The organism is Plantactinospora veratri, assembly GCF_036421995.1.
GTDB classification, from domain to species: domain Bacteria; phylum Actinomycetota; class Actinomycetes; order Mycobacteriales; family Micromonosporaceae; genus Plantactinospora; species Plantactinospora veratri.
In genome coordinates, this window is sequence record NZ_JAZGQL010000010.1 from 1 (window position 1) to 19,425 (window position 19,425).

11 protein-coding genes are annotated in these 19,425 nt (G+C 72.2%); 8 read left to right on the forward strand and 3 right to left on the reverse strand.

From position 1 onward, the window contains the following. The first annotated feature begins 81 nt into the window (after nt 1-81). From V1634_RS16020 to V1634_RS16040, 5 genes are all read left to right on the forward strand, one after another. Entirely contained in the window at nt 82-2,562 is a 2,481-nt protein-coding gene (locus tag V1634_RS16020; RefSeq protein WP_331208623.1) for a glycoside hydrolase family 127 protein, read from the forward strand. Nucleotides 2,563-2,615: 53 nt separating this feature from the next. Further along, complete coding sequence (locus tag V1634_RS16025) at nt 2,616-4,067, forward strand: glycoside hydrolase family 43 protein (protein ID WP_331208624.1); 1,452 nt, start codon at nt 2,616-2,618, stop codon at nt 4,065-4,067. Nucleotides 4,068-4,169: 102 nt separating this feature from the next. Beyond that, nucleotides 4,170-7,511 (forward strand): discoidin domain-containing protein, encoded by a 3,342-nt coding sequence (locus V1634_RS16030; RefSeq protein WP_331208625.1) that lies wholly within the window; start codon nt 4,170-4,172, stop codon nt 7,509-7,511. A gap of 137 nt (nt 7,512-7,648) precedes the next feature. Next, nucleotides 7,649-9,439, forward strand: a complete 1,791-nt coding sequence (locus V1634_RS16035) for a DUF6055 domain-containing protein (protein ID WP_331208626.1) — start codon at nt 7,649-7,651, stop codon at nt 9,437-9,439. A 142-nt stretch (nt 9,440-9,581) separates the two neighbouring features. Continuing rightward, a complete protein-coding gene (locus V1634_RS16040; RefSeq protein WP_331208627.1) occupies nt 9,582-10,007 on the forward strand; it encodes a winged helix-turn-helix transcriptional regulator in 426 nt (141 codons plus the stop codon). Nucleotides 10,008-10,029: 22 nt separating this feature from the next. On the opposite strand, the gene V1634_RS16045 is transcribed toward V1634_RS16040, so the two are convergent. Then, the gene (locus V1634_RS16045) at nt 10,030-11,607 is read right to left on the reverse strand and encodes a restriction endonuclease (RefSeq protein ID WP_331208628.1); all 1,578 of its coding nucleotides are present in this window, start codon (nt 11,605-11,607) and stop codon (nt 10,030-10,032) included. Between the two features lie 278 nt (nt 11,608-11,885). Here V1634_RS16045 and V1634_RS16050 point away from each other — a divergent pair, with 278 nt between their 5' ends. After that, nucleotides 11,886-12,395, forward strand: coding sequence for a hypothetical protein (locus tag V1634_RS16050; protein ID WP_331208629.1), 510 nt, complete (start codon nt 11,886-11,888; stop codon nt 12,393-12,395). 59 nt (nt 12,396-12,454) lie between these two features. On the opposite strand, the gene V1634_RS16055 is transcribed toward V1634_RS16050, so the two are convergent. Next, on the reverse strand, nt 12,455-13,339 hold the full coding sequence (locus V1634_RS16055) for a YcnI family copper-binding membrane protein (protein WP_331208630.1): 885 nt from the start codon (nt 13,337-13,339) through the stop codon (nt 12,455-12,457). Between the two features lie 193 nt (nt 13,340-13,532). Here V1634_RS16055 and V1634_RS16060 point away from each other — a divergent pair, with 193 nt between their 5' ends. Continuing rightward, a complete protein-coding gene (locus V1634_RS16060; protein ID WP_331208631.1) occupies nt 13,533-14,729 on the forward strand; it encodes a monooxygenase in 1,197 nt (398 codons plus the stop codon). Between the two features lie 65 nt (nt 14,730-14,794). On the opposite strand, the gene V1634_RS16065 is transcribed toward V1634_RS16060, so the two are convergent. Further along, nucleotides 14,795-18,253, reverse strand: a complete 3,459-nt coding sequence (locus tag V1634_RS16065) for a hypothetical protein (protein WP_331208632.1) — start codon at nt 18,251-18,253, stop codon at nt 14,795-14,797. Between the two features lie 255 nt (nt 18,254-18,508). On the opposite strand from V1634_RS16065, the gene V1634_RS16070 reads away from it, so the two are divergent. Continuing rightward, nucleotides 18,509-19,411 carry a DUF2726 domain-containing protein gene (locus tag V1634_RS16070; protein ID WP_331208633.1) on the forward strand — a complete coding sequence of 301 codons (903 nt, stop codon included), beginning with the start codon at nt 18,509-18,511 and terminating at the stop codon, nt 19,409-19,411. The last annotated feature ends 14 nt before the right edge of the window (nt 19,412-19,425 follow it).

Sequence of the window (19,425 nt, forward strand, 5' to 3'; positions counted from 1 at the left end):
GGCGGCCGGGCGGCCGGCCCCGGGGGGGGGCCCCCCCCCCGGCCCCCCCCCCCCCCCCCCCGCCCCCGGAGGTGACCAACCATGCCCGCACCCGCCCTGTCCCGCCGATCCCTGTTGCAGACCGGTGCCGCCGTCGCGGTCGGCACCGCGGTCGCCGGCACGCTGCCGGTCGCACCGGCCGCCGCGGCCCGGACCGACATCGGCGTCTCCGCGTACCCGTTCCCGCTCTCCGCGGTCACCCTGCTCGCCGGCCCGTTCCAGGCCAACGCCGGCCGTACCCAGGCGTACCTGAACTTCCTCGACCCCGACCGGCTGCTGCACACCTTCCGGCTCAACTACGGACTCTCCTCCTCGGCGACCGCCTGCGGCGGCTGGGAGTCGCCGAGCACCGAACTGCGCGGCCACTCCACCGGGCACGTGCTGACGGCACTGGCCCAGGCGTACGCGAACACCGGGCAGGCGGCGTTCAAGACCAAGGGCGACTATCTGGTGGCGCAGTTGGCGATCTGCCAGAACCGGGCCACCGCCGCCGGCTACCACACCGGCTACCTGTCGGCGTACCCGGAGAGCTTCATCGACCGGGTCGAGGCCCGGCAGCAGGTCTGGGCGCCGTACTACACGCTGCACAAGATCATGGCCGGGCTGCTCGACATGCACCTGCTGGCCGGCAACGCGCAGGCGCTCGACGTGTTGACCCGGATGGCGGCCTGGGTGAAGTTCCGCAACGACCGGCTGTCCCAGACCCAGCGGCAGAACATGCTGGACACCGAGTTCGGCGGGATGAACGAGGTGCTGACCAACCTCTACCAGCTCACCGAGAATCCGGACCACCTGACCACGGCCCGCTACTTCGACCACGCGGAGATCTTCGACCCGCTGGCCGCGAACACCGACGCGCTGAACAACTACCACGCGAACACCCAGATCCCGAAGATCCTCGGGGCGATCCGCGAATACCACGCCACCGGCACCACCCGGTACCGCGACATCGCAGTCAACTTCTGGGACATCGTGGTCGGCCGGCACAGCTACGTGATCGGCGGCAACTCCAACGGGGAGTACTTCAAGGCACCGAACCGGATCGCCAGCGAGCTGTCGGACAACACCTGCGAGTGCTGCAACACGTACAACATGTTGAAGCTGACCCGGCAGCTCTTCTTCACCAACCCGAGTCGGCTGGACTACCTCGACTACTACGAGCGGGCACTCTGGAACCACCTGATCGGCGCGCAGAACCCCAACTCGTCGCATGGCTTCCACTGCTACTACGTGCCGCTGCGGGCCGGCGGGACCAAGACGTACAGCAACGACTACAGCAACTTCACCTGCTGCCACGGCACCGGGATGGAGACGCACACCAAGCTCGCCGACAGCATCTACTTCCACAGCGGCGACATCCTCTACGTCAACCTCTTCGCCGCCTCCCGGCTGGTCTGGCCCGGCCGGGGGATCACGGTGCAGCAGGACACCACCTTCCCGGAGACGCCGTCGAGCCGGCTCACGATCACCGGCTCGGGCGCGATCGACCTGCGGATCCGGATCCCCGGCTGGGCCACCGGCGCGCAGGTCCGGGTCAACGGCACCGTGCAGTCCGGGGTCGCCGCCGGCAGCTTCGCCCGGATCAACCGGAGCTGGGCCTCCGGCGACGTGGTCGAGATCAGCCTGCCGATGGCGCTGACCCGGGAGGCCACCCCGGACAACTCCACCGTGCAGGCGGTCAAGCACGGGCCGATCGTGCTCGCCGGGGCGTACGGCAGCACCAACCTCTCCGCGCTGCCGACGCTGAACCCGGGCACCATCACGCCGACCTCGACCCCGTTGCAGTACACCGCGACGGCCAGCACCGGGACGGTGACCCTGCTGCCGTTCTACAAGATGCACGGCCAGCGCTACACCGTCTACTGGACGGTGACGGCCGCACCGCCGGTCCCGTTCGTGGCGCACTACCGGTTCGACGAGACCGCCGGCACCTCCGCCGCCGACGCCACCGGCAACGGCAAGACCGGCACCCTGACCGGCGGCGCCGGTTGGACCACCGGCCGGACCGGCAACGCGGTGAACCTGAACGGCAGCGGCGCGCACGTCAGCCTGCCGGCCGGGCTGCTGGCCGGCGCCACCGCCTTCACCGTCGCGACCTGGGTACGCCGGACCGCCGCCGCGGCCTGGGCCCGGGTCTTCGACTTCGGCACCGGGACCGGGGCGTACCTCTTCCTCACCGGCCAGAGCGGCGCCGGCACCGTCCGGTTCGCCATCAGCAGCGGGGGAGCGGGAACGGAACAGCAGATCAACGGCCCGGCCGCGATTCCGGTGAACACCTGGACGCACGTCGCGGTCACCCAGACCGGCAACACCGGCGTGCTCTACCTCGACGGTGTCGAGGTGGCCCGGAACACCGCGCTGACCACCCGGCCCTCCGCGCTCGGCTCGACCACCAACAACTGGATCGGCCGGTCGCAGTACTCCGGCGACCCCTACCTGACCGGCGCGGTGGACGGCTTCCGGGTCTACGCCCGGGCGCTGAGCGCGGCCGAGATAGCCGACCTGAACTCGACCGGCCTGTGACGCCGCTTCGTCCCGCCCGACCGGCACCCCCAGATCGAACAGGAGAATCGACAGTGCGCAGCAGACGATGGTTCCGGGCCGTGGCCGGCGGCGTCGCCGGACTGCTGGCCGGGGTCGGGCTGGCGATACCGGCCGGCCCGGCCTCGGCGGCGAACCCGATCATCACCAGCATCTACACCGCCGACCCGGCGCCGCTGGTGGTCGGCAACACCATGTACATCTACGCCGGCCGGGACGAGGCGCCGACCGGGGACAACAACTTCCGGATGCGGGAGTGGCACGTCCTCTCCTCGACCGACGCCAACACCTGGACCCACCACGGCGCCCGGGCCTCGATCGCCACCTTCGGATGGGCCGGCGCCGACGCCTGGGCCAGCGAGGTCGAGCCGCGCAACGGCAGGTACTACTGGTACACCTCGGTCAACGGCCGGGGCGCCGGCTGGATGGACATCGGGGTCGCGGTCGCGGACAGCCCGCTCGGCCCGTTCACGGACGCCAAGGGCGGACCGCTGATCAGCGACAGCACGCCGAACTCCTCCGGGCTGAACATCGACCCGACCGTCTTCGTCGACGACGACGGGCAGGCGTACATCTACTGGGGCGGCTATTGGGGTGCCCGGGCGGCCCGGCTGAAGTCGAACATGATCGAGCTGGACGGGCCGGTGGTCACCCCGAGCGGGCTGACCAACTTCTGGGAGGCCCCGTGGATGTTCAAGCGCAACGGCCTCTACTACCTGATGTACGCCGCCAACGACACGAACGGCTGCGTCACCTCGTCCAGCTACGCCTGCCAGCGGTACGCCACCGCGACCGACCCGATGGGGCCGTGGACGCACCGGGGCGTCGTGCTCGGCCAGGTCTCCTCGACCACCAACCACGCCGGGGTGGTGGAGTTCAACGGCCAGTGGTACATGGTCTACCACACCGCGAACGCCCCCGGCGGGGGTAACTTCCGCCGCTCGGTGGCGGTGGACCGGCTCTACTTCAACCCCGACGGCACCATGCAGCGGGTGGTGCAGACCAGCACCGGCCCCGGCCCTGGTCCCGGACCCGGTCCGGGCGGACCGCCGGCCGGCACCAACCTGGCGACCTCGGCGACGGCCTCCACCTCGTACGTCTCGTCCTGGGAGAGCCTGGCGGCGCTGAACAACGGCGGCGTACCGGCGAACTCGGCCGACAGGAGCAACCTGGCGTACGGCAACTGGCCCGAGCAGGGCACCCAGTGGGTGGAGTACACCTGGCCGGCGGCCCGCGACGTGAACCGGATCGCGACGTACTGGTTCGACGACGACCAGGGCGTCGACCTGCCCGCCTCCTGCCGGGTGCAGTACTGGACCGGCAGCGCGTACGCGGACGTGCCCGGTCAGTCGAACTGCGGGGTGGCCGGCAACACCTACAACGTCACCACCTTCAACTCCGTCAGCACCACGCGGCTGCGGCTGAACATCACCTCCCGGTCGGGCTTCTCCACCGGCCTGCTGGAGTGGCTCGCCTACCAGCCCTAACCCCGGCCCGGCGGGGGGGGGCCCCCCCCCCCCCCCCCCCCGGGGGGGCCCCCCCCCCCCCCCGCTCCACCCCCACCACTGAATCCCTTTGGAGGTGACCCGATGCGTTTCGCACCGGGTAGGAAGTTCGCACCAGGTAGGAAGCGGAGATCCTGGGCCGCCGGGCTGGCGGTACTGCTGGCCACCGGTGCCCTGGTGGCCCCGGGCGCCCCGGCCACGGCCGCGCAGACGATCGGCTTTCCCACGTTCTCCGGGCCGGCCGTCCCGGCCCCGCCGGTCGGCTACAACACCGGCAACACGATGCAGGCGATCTACAACGCCGAGAGCGGCGGCACCGACTTCTGGCTGGACCGGCTGCTCGCCCGCCCCGGCAACGACCCGGCCGGAACCTGGCTGATGACCCGGGGCCGGGGCATGTTCATGTACACCCACAACCCGGCCCAGATCGGCTTCGCCGGCAACGCCGCCTACTGGGACAACATCAGCAGCCAGGCCGCGTACACCGTGGCGGTCACCCCGGGCACCTTCACCGAGCAGGTCTCCGGCCGGTGGCAGTCGCCGAGCCACTGGCGGGGCGTCTACACCAGCGGCTCGGTCCGGGTCGAGGTGTCGAAGTTCATCACCGCGCAGAACGTCGCGGTGACCAACCTGAACGTGCTGAACAACGGCTCCGGCTCGGTGACCCTGCAACTGCGGGCCACCTCGCCGTACGCCACCACGGGCAGCGGCAGCGAGCTGACCGGGACCCGGGCGGTGAAGAACAACCTGACCACGCTCTATCCCCGGCTCTCCGGGGACGGGTTCACGGTCAGCTCGGGCGGGCTGAACCGGTCGGTGACGCTCGCCGCCGGGCAGTCGGTCAGCACGAAGGTGCAGCTCGGGTTCGTGGCGAACGAGATCCCGGAGTCGCTGACCGAGTACAACGCCTACCGGGGCTACACCCCGGCCACGGCGTTCGCGACGCACGTGCGGGCGTACAACCGGTGGTGGGCGGAGAACATCCCGTACATCGACGTGCCGGACCCGGCGATCAAGAAGAACATCTACTACCGCTGGTGGCTGATGCGCTTCAACTACCTCGACGTGGACATCCCCGGCCAGGACTTCCAGTTCCCCACCTCGGTCGAGGGGGCGCTCGGCTACAACAACGCGATCGTGCTGACCCAGCCGATGCACATCGACGACCTGAAGTACCTGCGGAACCCGATCTACTCGTACGGGCCGTGGACCTCGGTCGGACAGGTCTCCCGCAACGGCCGCTTCTCCGACAACCCTGGTGACCCGGAGAACTGGTCGAACTCCTACACCCAGTACGTCGCCGAGGCGGCCTGGCGCAGCTACCAGATCCACGGCGGACAGCCGGCGATCGTGGCGAACCTGGCCCGTTACGCCGAGCAGGACGTCAAGGGGCAGCTCGCCAGCTACGACACCAACAACAACGGGATCATCGAGTACGACTGGGGCGCGATGACCGGCAACGACGCCGACGCGGTGTCGTTCCACTGGCGTTCCGGCAACCTGGACCGGGCCGAGGGCGCGTACGTCTGGAGCAACGCGATGGCGGCGGTGCAGGCGTACACGCTGCTGGGGAACACGGCCAAGGCGAACGAGATGCAGACGATCGCCGACCGGATCCGCAACGGCATCGTCAACGTGCTGTGGAACCCGTCCCGGCAACTGCTGGAGCACAAGCACGTCGCCACGAACACGCACGTGCCGTGGAAGGAGATCAACAACTACTACCCGTACTCGGTCGGGCTGATGCCGAACACCGACCAGTACCGGCAGGCGCTGCGGCTGTTCGACGACCCGGCGGAGTATCCGATCTTCCCGTTCTTCACCGCCAACCAGCGGGACAAGGCCGCGGCGGCCGCCGCCGGGCAGCCGGGCAGCAACAACTTCTCCACCATCAACTCGACCGTGCAGTTCCGGCTCTACTCCTCGGTGCTGCGCAACTACCCCAACCAGTGGATGACGGCCGAGAACTACAAGCAGCTGCTCTACTGGAACGCCTGGGCGCAGTACATCGGCGGCAACACCCAGTGGCCGGACGCGAACGAGTTCTGGGCGGACTGGAACCCGTCGTCCCGGACCATCGCCTACCGGTCCTGGATCCACCACAACATCCTGGGCAGCAGCAACTGGACGGTGGTCGAGGACGTCGCCGGGCTGCGACCGCGCACCGACAACACCATCGAACTCTCCCCGATCAACATCAACTGGTCGCACTTCGCGGTGAACAACCTGCGGTACCGCAACATGGACCTCAGCGTGGTCTGGGACGACCCGGCCGACGGCGTGACCCGGTACTCCGGGGTCCCGCAGGGCTACTCGGTCTACCTCAACGGCACCCGGGCGTTCACGGTGGACCGGCTCACCCGGGTGCTCTACAACCCGGCGACCGGCGCGGTCACCCTGCCCGCCGGCGGCACAACCGGCTTCAGCACCGCCGTGTCCGGGCTGCAACTGCCGCAGCAGGTGGTGCAGAACAGCGCCCGGATGGTGGACATCTTCGCCAAGGCCGGCGCCGACCTCACCTCGACCACGCCGAACCTGGCACAGGGGGCGACGGCGACCGCCTCGTACACCGCCTCCGGCACCTCCACCGGAGCGGCGATCGACGGCTTCCCGATCAACGAGCCGATCTGGGGCAGCTACGGCTCGCCGAACGCCACCGACTCCTACGAGCTGAACTTCGGCCAGGCTCGGGCCGTGGACGAGGTACGACTCTGGTTCCGCAACGACCGGGCGACGAACCGATACCGGCCACCGGCCTCGTACAACGTGCAGTACTTCGACGGCAGTGCCTGGGTGAACGCCGCGTCCCAGGTCAAGACCCCCGGTACGCCGCAGTCCAACTACAACCGGGTCACCTTCACCCCGGTCAGCACCGCTCGGCTGCGGGTGCAGTTCACCCACGCCTCGGGCTCGGCGAAGACCGGGCTGACCGAGATCAAGGTCTACAACCGGGGCGGCGGCAACCCCCAACCCGACCCGGATCCCGATCCCGAGCCGGGCGGCAACGTGGCGGGGGCGGCGTCGGCGTCGGCGTCGTACACCTCGGCCTGGGAGAGCGTGGCGGCGCTCAACGACGGGATCGATCCGCCGGGCTCCAACGACACCGTCAACCCGCGCTGGGGCACCTGGCCGAACACCGGGGAGCAGTGGGCCGAGCTGACCTGGCCGACCAGCCGCACCCTGAACGCCGCCGAGGTCTACCTCTTCGACGACAACGGCGGGGTGCGGGTCCCGGCCTCCTGGAAACTCCAGTACTGGACCGGCAGTGCCTACGCCGACCTGCCCGGCGCCAGCGGCTATCCGGTCGCGGTCAACCAGTACAACCGGGTGACCTTCCCGAGTATCGGCACCACCCGGCTGCGGGTGGCGCTGACCAGCGGCCAGGGCTCGGTGGGGCTGTTGGAGGTGAAGGCGTACAGCCCCTGAGCCCGGCCGCCTCCGAACCAACCCCGCACAGGGCCGCCCGGACGCCCCACCAGGGCGTCCGGGCGGTCTGGGGACGCCCCGGCCACGCACCCCACCAGCACCGCACACCGTCCCGACGATTCCTGGGGAGAACTACGATGACCACTTCGACACGGTGGCGTCGCGGCGCGGTCGGCGTCGCGGCGTCGCTGGCGCTGGCGGCCCCGGCCGCCGCACCGGCGGCCGCCGCACCGGTACCGTCCGGCGCCGCACCGGCGGCCGCCGTGGCTCCGGCCGCCGCCGCCAAGAGCGTCTACATCCCGGCCCGCTGGGCGAACGGCGAGGTGCCGTGGACCTCCAGCCGCACCCGGGAGTCGACGAACTTCATCCTGCTCTGGGGGGACCGCTCCGGCACCGACCCCCGGAACGCGCCGAGCGCCTACCGGTTCGACCCGGACAACATCCTCAGCCAGTTGGAGAACCTGTACGCGTTCTACGTGCACACCATGCGGTTCACCCCGGAGACCGGGCTGCTGGCCCAGCACAAGATCATCGTCATCGTCACCCGTACCTGGTCCACGGTGCCGCTGGACGCCTGGGCCACCGGCGGCTCGGTGGACAACCGGGTGGGCGTGATCAACATCGCCCCGGCCGCCGCCGCGCCCGGCTCCTGGGGACTGGCGCACGAACTCGCGCACGTCTTCCAGTGCTACACCTTCCTCGGCCGGTCCGGTGCCGGGCTGACCCACGCCAGCGCCGGCACCTTCTGGGAGGCCAGCGCCGAGTTCATGGCGATGCAGGTCTACCCGACCGGCAGCGCCGGTGACCTGACCCGGTTCATCCGGACCGAGAACCTGGCCTACAGCAGCAGCCGGCACCACTACGGCGCCTGGATGCTGTTGCAGTACATCAAGGACCGGGACGGGCTGGCGATGTTCAACCGGATCTGGAACGAGGCCCGCAACACCGAACACCCGTTGGAGGTGTACCGGCGGATCACCGGGATCAGCCAGGCCGAACTGAACCGCCGGATGGGGGAGTACGCCCAGCGGAACGTCACCTGGGACTACTCGAACCGCTCCGACTTCATGCCCTTCGTCAACCGGCTCTACCCGTTCGTCACCGCGTACAACGGGGTGGCGGTGGAGGCGGTCAACGCCGCCGCCGGGCACTTCCGGATCTCCGACGCGATCGCACCGTCCGACTACGGGTACAACAAGATAAGGCTGGTGCCGGCCTCGGACGGCGCGCTGATCCGGCTCCGGCTGCGCGGGCACGTCAACTCGGCCGCCCAGTCCGGCTGGACCTTCGGGTTCGTCGCGGTCCGCAACGGCACCCCGCGCTACGGTCCGCTGCTCACCAGCAGCGACGGCCAGCTCAGCTTCCAGACCCAGCCGGGGGAGCGCGAGGTGTACCTCGTGGTCACCGGCACCCCCGGCACCGTGCACAGGTACGCCTTCCTGGACGGGTACCCGCGCAACTACCGGTACCCGTACCAGTTCCGGCTGACCGGCGCGACGCCGTCCGGCTTCGAGCCCGGCTACGTCCGGCCGGCGGCGCCGGGCGGCGGACGCTGGCACAGCAACGGCGGCGGCTGGGTCGACAGCCGGGCCACCGTCGCGGCCAGCGCCTACGTCGGCCCCCGGGCCGCCGTCTACGGCCGCGCCACGGTCAACGGCAACGCCCGGATCGAGGACCTGGCCTGGGTCAACGACGGCGCCACGGTCGGCGGTAACGCGATCGTCCGGCAGAACGCCCTGGTCCAGGGCGGGGCGAACCTGAGCGGCAACGTGGTGGTCGGTGGCGACGCCGAACCGTCGGTGGCGTGCGGCGCCGGCACCTACCTGATGTTCGCCCCCGAGCGCGGCTGTGACGGCCGGGGCGGTGAGGCGGACGTCAACCCGGCACACCCGGTCTTCAGCGACGCCGACCTGGCGATCACCGGCTGACCACCGCAGACCCCGATCCCGGTCCCGATCCTGGTGCCGGCCGTCGAACCGCACGGCCGGCACCAGGGCGGGTAAGCAGGGGTACGAGTTGTCGGCCGCTCCACCCCATGTGACCATTGCCGCCGAACCAAGGAGGCGCACCATGACCGAGCCGAACACGGGTACGGACCCGGAGTCGGAGCTCGGCGACGGCCAGCCGGCCTGTCCCGGCGACCACGTCCAGGCCTGTACGGTTCGCGAGGTTCTGGACCGGGTGGGCGGAAAGTGGAGCATCGGCATCATCATCGAGGCGAGCCGGGGACCGATCCGCTTCACCGAACTGGAACGCTCGGTCGAGGGGATCAGCCGGCGGATGCTCACCCTCACCCTGCGCAACCTCGAACGCGACGGGTTGCTGGTCCGGACCACCTATCCGACCGTCCCGCCCCGGGTCGAGTACGTCGCGACCGAGATGGCCCGGGAACTCTACGACTCCCTGCTCGTGCTGACCGGCTGGGCGGAACGCCACCGGCAGGCGATCGCCGCCGCCCGGGAGGCGTACGACCGCCGCAACGCCGGCACGGACTGACCTGACCCGTCGCCGGGCGGGGTCAGCCCTCGTTCGGGTCGATCCGGGCGCGCACCTCGGCATGCTCGGCGAGCAGGTGCAGCAGGTTGGAGCCGTCGATCAGCTCCAGCGGCTTGCCGGAGGCGAACTCGAACGACTCCGGACCGTAGCCGCTCGTGGTCACCAGGATCCCCTTGGTCGCCCCCTCGCCCAGCACCGTGCCGAAGAGGTCCCGTACCGCCGAGACGTCCATCGTGCCCCGGTCGCGACGGGCCTGGATCACCACCTTGCCGCCGAAGATCGGCCGGGGGTCGAACGCCACGAAGTCGATCCCGCCGTCCGGCGCGGTCCGGGCCGTCCGGGTCTCCAGCCCGAGCTTGCCGAAGAGAGTCCGGATCAGCTCCTCGAACTCGGTGCGGCTCAGCTTGTGCAGGTTGGGCCGCTGGTCCAGGTCGGCCAGCACGTCCACCTCGTCGATGAAGCGCTTGTCGACCACGTCGAACTCCAGCACCGGGCGCACCGGGACCAGATCCTCGGGCCGGGGCGACAGGGTGGCCCGCAGGTGCCGCAGGCAGGCGGCGGGATCGACCTTCGCCAGGTTGATCGCGGTGAAGGCGTCCCGGCTGGTCCGCAGGGTCACCAGGCAGGGCCGGACCGCCTGCCCGGTGCCCGGGTGGGTGGTCTCGACGATGCCGTTGAAGACGATCGTCTCCACCAGCCGGGTCCGGTCGGCCTCGAAGAGCTCGTGCACGGTACGCAGCGCCACCTGGGTGATCACGTCGGTGTACCGCTGCCGGATCTCGTCCGCAGGGCGGGCCACGGTCTGCACCTCGTCGTCGGCCTTGACGTAGCGGTATTCCCGGACCTTCGGCACCACCGCGACGGTCGGCAGCAGGTATTCCACCACGATCAGCCGGGAGTCCGGTACGTAGGCGAGCCGGTAGCGCTGCGGGAAGTCCTCCGGGTAGACCGAGTTGCCGAGCACCAGCCCGAAGTACTTCACCACGGCGTTCGGCTCGGCGGCGGCCAGCGCGGCGCCGAACTTCTCGATCTCGGCGTTGTGGCTGGCGACCTGGGCGTCGAGCTGCTGGCAGTGCTGGTCGTACTTGCGCCGGGCCTGGGCGAGTCGCTGCTGCCGGGCCGTCTCGCCGGCCGTGTGCTTGGCCTTGGCCTTCTCGAACGCCTGCTCCGCCTCGGTCAGCAACTGCTGGTAGCGGGCCTCGCCGCCGAACATCTTGCCGAGTGCGTTCGGCTCCGGCGGCGCGAAGCGTCGCCAGTCCGGCGCCCGCAGCGGCACGCCCAGCTCACCCGGCCTGAACTCCGGATAGCTGGCCTGTTTCTTCAGCCGTTCGAGGTCGATGTGGTCGTCGATGGCCAGGGTGGTCTGGAGCAGGCTGTCCAACTCGTCCAACTGGGACTGGAGGTTGGCGTTGGCGGCCTTGACCCGGGCCGCCCGGGCCTCCAGGTAGAGCCGTCGGCGGTCCCGCTCGTCGGCCTCCGCCGCCCGCTCGGCGGCCTGCCGGGCGCGTTCGGCCTCCCAGAGCATCTGCTGGTGCTGCTGGTACGGGGTGGTCGATGCCCGTTGCTGTGCGTGCACCTGCTGTGCGTGTGCCCGCTGCATCTGCCCCATGATGCCCATGTACGTCCCCGATCAGCGTCCAGCACCGGCCACCCCTGGTGACCGGTGGCGTTGCGTGCCCCGAACTGACGCCCCTCTCCCGGCGTACCGTCGACCGCCATCGCTTCGATGCACATTTTCGTCCCAAGGCGACGGGCGCGTCCAGCGGGGACCCCAGGGTAGCCTGCGGGACGAACCACCGCACCGGGCCCAGAACGCCCCTGGTGGCGGCGGGGGTGGCCGGGCCACCGGCCGGGTCGGGCGGTGCTAGGGTGCCCCGGGTGACCGACGCAGATGTGCACCTCGCCGCCCAGCCGCGCCTCGACACCGTCGTGACGGAGTTCGCCACCGACGCGCGGCGGCTGCGCAGCGACTACGCCGGGATGGTCTGGATCGGCGACCGACCGGATGCCGAGAGCGGCCAGTTGGGTCCCGACTACCGGCAGCGGACCGTGGACTCGCAGCTCTTCCTCCCCGACACCCACTGGTACGACGTGGACGGGCTCGACGACGTCGAGGTGCAGGTCACGGCGGGTCTGCTCCAGGTGGCCAGCACCGCGCTGCGGACCCAGGGACTGGTCGGGGCGATCGCCGAGCCGGTGGTCGAGTTCTTCGAGCACCCCGAGGGGCTCCCGGGGGTCGGGCTCTGCCTCGGCCTGCGCGGTCAGATCTTCTCCAACCTCGGCGTCTCCTACCGGGTGACCGTGCTCTGTGCCCCCGAAGCCGTGCTCCGGCGCGGCGAGTCCGCCCAGCCCGACGAACAGGCTGACGAGACCGCTACCACCGACTGATCCACCCGCCCGTCCCGCCCTGCCCTGCCCTGCCCTGCCCGGCGGGGCGGGCGGGGCGTTCACTCGCGCAGTCGCCAGGCCCGCCCACCGCTGGCCGTCCGCGCACCCGAGGATGTATCCGAGGCCGCCGGGTCGGCCGACGCGTCGGCCGAATCCGGTTCCGTCGCCGCGGCGGGACCGTCCGGCTCGGCCGGGGCGGCGTCCGCCCGCTCGGCGGCGGTCGTCCCGGGGCGGGGGCGGCGCAGGTAGAGCCAGGCGGCGACGGTCAGCCCGAGGATCAGTCCGACGACCAGGCCCGTGGTCAGCGAGCCGGAAGCCGGGTCGTCCGTGTCCTGCGCCGCCACGCCGCCGTCCGGGGGCGCGGCCCCGGACGCCGCCCCGGCGGTCGGGCCGGTCGCGGCGGCCGGCGGCGCCAGGGTCAGCACCGGCGCCGGGAAGTCCGGCTGCGGGACCTCGGCCGAGGGCGGCTGGTTCCAGTTCGTCACGTGGCCGTCCGAGTACGTCTGGGTCACCGCGAAGGTCATCTGGTCGGTCTGCGGCATCGGGCCGAGTGAGACCACCAACTCGGCCGGACCACCGCCCGCGGCCGGGGCACCGGCCCGGGTCCAGACGATGCTGGCGACCACCTCGGTGACCCGGCCGTGGTGGATCCCGCCGAGCGTCTGGTCGACCTTGCGCATCGTCATCCGGGGCGCCCACTGCGGGTCCGACATCGGGTACGTCTCCGCGACCGGCGCCGACTCCGGCATCGACAGCTCGACTTTGGTCGTGTACGCCGGTGCCCGGTCCTCGGTGACCCGGAAGGTCAGCTTCGCCGCCTCACCCTGTACGGCCTGCCCCGGCGTCACGGTCACGTCGGCGGTCGCGGCCCCGGCGCCGAGGGTCGTACCCGCGACGGTGGCGGCGACCAGGGCGACGACCCAGCACCTTGCCCTGTGGCGCACAGCAGAAGTCCCTTCGTCCGGCCGATACTCCTGTAGTTCGGCTCCCGAGCGAAAAAGGTTCAACCAACGGGCCGGTATGTTACGCCGGCCGCTCGGGATGCCTTCGCAACCGCTCAAGGGTTATCCTCCGGAAGGTCCGACTTTCATCTGATAGTTGGCGGTCGGCCCGGATCCTGGGTGGAGCTGCGACGTTATGAAGAACATGCATCGACGCGTACGCCCTCCTGTCGTCGCGGCCGCCTCGCTGGCCGCCCTCCTCCTCGGCACCTCCTGCGGGGCCGATCCGGACGCCGGCTCGCCGCCAGCGGCCCGGACCACCGCCACCGGCACGCACGGCGGGTCACACGGCACAGTCGACATTCCACCGGCCGCGCCGCTGCGCTCCGGCGAGCGGTTCGTCACCCTGAACATGGCGCAGCCGTACCGTCCGGCCGCGCCGAGCGGCGGCACCGACGAATACCGGTGCTTCCTGGTCGACCCGGGCCTGACCGAGGCCGCGTTCCTGACCGGGAGCCAGTTCCTGCCGCAGAACGGCGCCATGGTGCACCACGCCATCCTCTTCCGGCTCGACGCGGACCAGGTGGCGTCGGCCCGCACCCTCGACGCGGAAACCCCGGGTGACGGCTGGACCTGCTTCGGCGACGCCGGGATCGGCGAGGCGGCCTGGGTGGCGCACTGGGCGCCGGGCGCCAACGAGACACTGCTCGCGCCGGGCCTCGGCTATCCGATGCCGCCGGGCAGCCAGCTCGTGATGCAGGTGCACTACAACCTGATCGACGTCCGGGCCGCCGGCGACGACACCGACCGCTCCGGCGTCCGGCTACGCCTCGTCGGCGGGCCCGAGGAGGTCGAGCCGCTGGTCACCGAGTTGCTGACCGCTCCGGTCGAGCTGCCCTGCACCGCCGACGAACGAGGCGAGCTGTGCCAGCGCGAGGCCGCGCTGCGGGACGTACGGCAGCGGTTCGGGGCGGAGGCGGGCGAGCAGGCCGAGCGCCTCAACAGGTACTGCAACCGGGGTCGAGCCCCGGCCGCCGGCAGCACCCAGCACTGTGACCACCAGGTCGACGCCGCCGGCCTGGCGCACGCGGTCGCCGGCCACATGCACCTGCTCGGCAGGGCGATCAAGGTGGAGCTGAATCCCGGCACCCCGGGGGCGCGGACCCTGCTCGACATCCCGAACTACGACTTCGACCAGCAGGCCATCCGGCCGCTGCCGCAACCGGTCGCGGTCGAGCCCGGTGACGTCCTCCGGGTCACCTGCCGGCACGACGCGACGCTCCGGCAGCGGCTGCCGCAACTGCGCAACCTGCCGCCCCGGTACGTCGTCTGGGCCGAGGGCACCAGCGACGAGATGTGTCTCGGCATCGTCATCATGTCCCGGCCCGACTGACCCACCTCCGTCCCGCCGGCCCGACCGGCCGGGCCGGCGGGACGGGCCGGTGGGACGGGGCGTACTCAGGCCATCGCGACGTCGAGGGCGGCCGATCGGACGTCCGGCACCGGGTGGCGACGCAGCCGGTGCAGCAGCTCCCGCCACGGCCGGCTCCAGCCGTACCGGCCGCCGGCCCGGGCCAGGGCCAGCGCGAAGAGCGCACCGGCCAGGTCGGTCCGGTCGGCGAGCTGGATCCCGGCGTCGAGCAGGACGGCGCCGGACGGGACGCCGGTACCGGTGGCCACCCGGTCGCCGAGCCGGGTGGCGAGCCGGTCCGCCAGCACCGGCCGGTCGGCGAGCAGTCCGGCCAGCGCGGCGAGGTCCGCGACCAGTTCGTCGGGTACGGCGGTCTCCAGCCGGACGAGCTGTGCGAAGAGCCGCCCGGCCGCCGGGAGGAACTCCGGCTCCGCCGCGAGTAGCCGGGCGGCGGCCACGACCGGCTGCCGATCCCGCTCGGGTCCGGCGGTGGCGGCCCAGTCGACAGCGGTCGCGACCAGTTCCTCGATCCGGCGCCGTGCCGGCCGGTCGACGGCCGGGCCGCCCGGATCGGTGTCGGCGCCGTCCAGCCTGACCAGCGCCGCCAACGCGGCGACCAGCGGACCCGGGTGCGCCGTACCGTCCGCCGTCGGCGGGTCGACCGGCCCGGCACCCGGGTGCGCCGTCCCCTCCGCCGTCGGCGGGTCGAGCGGCCGGACATCCGGGTCTGCCGGACCGGCGGCGGTCGGCACGTCGAGCAGCCGGCCGACGGTGGCGACCACGGTCGGCCAGATCTGCTCGCTGTGCAGGTCGGAGACGGCCGCGACGACCACCGGGACGAGGTCGCCGGCCCAGGGCGCCCAGTCCGGCAGTACCGCCCAGGCCGCCCTCGCCACCGTCCGGTCCGGGTGCCCGCAGGCGCGTACCACCAGTTCGGCGTACCTGCGGCGGTGGATCACGGCGGTCGCCTCGGCCTGCTGCGCCAGTACGGCGCGCAGGTCCTCCCGGCTCCCGTCGGCGGCCTGCTCGACGATCTGCCAACACACCGGCTGGTCCAGCCGCAGCCGGGCGGCGGAGACGACCGCGGCCCGGACGTCGCGGTGCTGGCCCTGCTGCCGCCACGCCTCCCACAGCGGCCGCATCGACTCCGGCCCGCCGAACCGGACCAGCAACCGGAGCGCCTCCTTGCGACTGGTCACCTTGCCGCGCCCGGTCGCGATCTCCCCGAGTACGCCCGGCAGCAGCGACGGTGCGACGAACCGTGCGGCCCGGCCGGCGGCGTAGGTGGCGACTCGGGCCCGGTCGCCGTCGGCGTGGCCGAGCAGGATCGGCAGCGCCTCGGCGGGCCGGTCGGTCCAGGGCAGCACCCCGAGCGCCGTCTCGGCGAGGTTGACGTTCGGCGAGTCGACCCAGCGGGTGACGAACGGCAGGCCGTGTTCGGGCACCTGGGCGGCGGCGGCGATCGCCTGCGCACGGGTCTGCACCGGAGTGCCGGCGTCGGCGGCGACCTGTTCCAGCAGCTTCACCAGGGCGCGCTGCTGACGCGGCAGCCAGCGCCCGGCGTACCGGGCCGACGGGGGTGTCCAGCGGGTGCCGGCGCTGAGGAACTTTCCGGCCGGTACGGGACCGGGCAGCACCAGGTCGAGCAGGTCGGTGCGGCTGGCGGCGAGAATCTGCCACACCTCGTTGATCCGTACCGTCGACGGGTCGACCCGGAGCACCTCGGCGACCCGCTCCGACCGGGTCGCCGGGTCGTCGAGCCAGAGCCGGACCGCCTCCCGGAACTCGTTCGAGACCACCGCCGGGTCGATCGCCCGGCGCAGCAACCGTTGCAGGTCCGGCACGTGCCGGGCGCGCCGGCCCAGCATCCGGGCCACGGCGGCGACCGGCTGGTGGCTGCCGCGCTCGATCGCACGATCCAGCCAGGGTCGTACGATCGCGAAGAAGTCGTGTTCCTGCCCCCGACGCAGGCCGGTGTCGAGCTGGCCGAGCCACGGCAGCCGCCGGTCGTCGAAGAGCCGCTCGAAGGTCCGCATCGACCACCGCACCAGCGCCGACCGGTCCGGATGGTGCCGCAGCACCGCCACCGCCAACTGGCTCAGCGCTCCGCGACTGGCTCCCGACGCGTCCCGGGCCTCGGTGGTGTCCCGCGCGATCCGGTCCAGCGTCGCGGGCGAGGCGGCGGTGAGCAGGCGGGGCATCGCGGCGAGCGCCAGCAGGGCCCGGCTCCGGACCGGATCCTGCTCGTTGCGGAGCCGGAGCAGCCGGTCGACGGCGTCGGCGACGGCCGTCGGGTCGGCGCTGCGCGCGGCGGCGGCCAGCAGCAGCTCGTAGCCGGCGGCCCGGTCGTCGGCGCCGGCCCGCCGCAGCGCCGCCGACAGCGCCGGCTCCGCCTCCGGCCAGGGCAGGTACGCCGTGTACCGCAGCGTCTGGGCCTCGTCCTCGGCGATCCTCGGCAGCGCCAGGATGCGCCGCGCCTCCCGGTGCCGCCACGCGTGCGGCAGTACGGTCAGCACCTGGTCGGGGAGGAGCAGGTTGGCGCGGTCGAGCTGTGCCGTCGCGGCGTCGTAGAGGGTCCCCCGGTGCCGGGGCGGCAGGGCGGCGAGCAGTTGGGCGAACCCGGCGTCGTCGTCCCGGAGCCGCTCGGCGAGGAGCACCAGCTCGGCCGGATCGCGCCGACCGAGCCGGTCGAGCAGGGCGGTCGGCAGCCGGGTGTGCCGGAGCCATCCTGCCCGGGCGGGATCGGTGAGCAGCCGGAGCACCCGGGTCGGGTCGGCGGCGGCCAGCACGCCGTAGCCGGAGAGGTCGCCGGGGAGCCAGCGGGTCGGGGCGTACCGGTCGAGCAGGTCCAGGATCCGCCCCGGCGCGCGGTCGGCGCAGCGGAGCACGTGGTGGCCGCGACGCATCCACCACCGTTCCCGGGCCGGCGCGTCGAGCCCGGCCAGCACCTGCTCCGCGTAGTCGAGCACGATCTCCCGGTGCCGGCGGAGCAGCCCGGACCAGTTGTCGATCGCGTGGTCGAGTTCGGGCAGCAGCCGCCGTACCGTCTCCGCCCCGCAGCCCGGCAGCAGCCGGGCCGCCTCGGCGTCGCCGTAGCGGCTGCGGACCACGTCGAGCAATGCCTCGGCCCGGTCGCTGCGGGCCGACCGGGCGAGCGTCCGGCAGACCAGCCGGCGGTCCTGGGCCGACGAGTCGGCCACGAGCGCGACCAGGTCGCCGGCGTCGAGCCAGTCGGCCCGCAACGCGGCCCGGAGCGCGATGGCCCGGATCGTCGGGTCGGCGTCGGCGAGCGCGGCGGCGGCGCCGGCCTCGTCACGGCCGATCAGTGCCATCGTCAACGCCAGGTGGCGCTGGTACCGGTCGCCGCCGCGCAACTGCGCCAGTACGTCGACGAGGGTGCCGTCGCCGGCCATCGTCCGCACGGCCGGGGCCAGCCGACGGAGCCGTCGCGGGTACGGCAGGGAATCCAGTTCGCCGAGCAACTGCTCGGTGGGGGTGGTGGACACGGTGCTCCATTCTGCCGAGCCGCCCGGTCCGGCCGCGCCCGCATTTCCGCCCCGCCCGCCGCTCCTGCCCGCATTTCCGCCCCGCCGGCATTTCCGTCCCGCCGGCATTTCCGTCCCGGCCCGGTCCGCTTCGCCGGCCATGCCGAGCCGGACCGGCGAGGCGCGGCCGGCGGCGGGTTCCTAGCATGGTGGGGACCTGCCGCCGGACGGGCGGTGTCGCCAGGCGGCGAGCGGATGTTACGGACCAAGGGACAGATGGCAGAGACTGGTAACGGCGGACGTCCGTCGTCGCGATCCACCCGGCTTCCCGCCGAACCGGCGGCGACCGGCGGAACCATCGAGCGGGCAGGTCGGATCGTCCGCCCCAACCAGCGGCTCGGCCAGCTCGTGCCACGCCGCCCCGAGGGCATCACCGGCAACCAGTGGAACGCGGCCAGCCGGGGTCTCTTCGACTTCGTGGTCTCCGACCCGGACGGTCGGGTCGCGTCGTTCGCGGTCGAGCTGGTGGACACCAGCGTGCAGACCCCGCAGACGCAACGGGACGACCGGATGAAGCACGCCGTCTGCGACGCGGTCGGCCTGGAACTGCTCCGGATCGAGTCGGGGACGTTGCAGCCGAGCACGCACGGCCGGCGGATCGTCGAGTACGTCGTCGACGCCCGCGCCTTCCTGGCCGCGACCGGCGACCCGGCCGAGTACGCCGTACTAGCGCCGGACGCGCCGCGCAGTTACCGGGACATCGTCGGTCGACTGCCGGACGGCAGCAGCGGGCACGTCAACGACCTCGGGGCGGTCGCCCGGGCGGCGGCGGTGGAGGCGTACGTCAACCGGGAGTTGGTCGACCCGATCCTGCGCAGCCTCCACCTGGACTGGAAGGACGGTCCGGCCGAGGGCTGGGCGTGGCTCCAGGTGCGACCGGGGGCGTACCTCTTCGAACGGGTCCGGATCTGGCAGCACCGGTTCGGCTGCGGGATCGAGCCGGGCCGGCTCGCCGAGGACCTCGCCACGATGGCGGTGGGGGAGCGGCTCCGGCTGCGCGAGAGCGTCGAGCTGCCGTTGACCGGCCGGGAGCGGCTGGCCGGCGAACTCGACGGGTTGCGCCGCCGCCGGGACGAGTTGCTCAACCCGTACGCCTTCGAGCACGTCTCGTTCGACTAGCGGGTCGCCGCCGG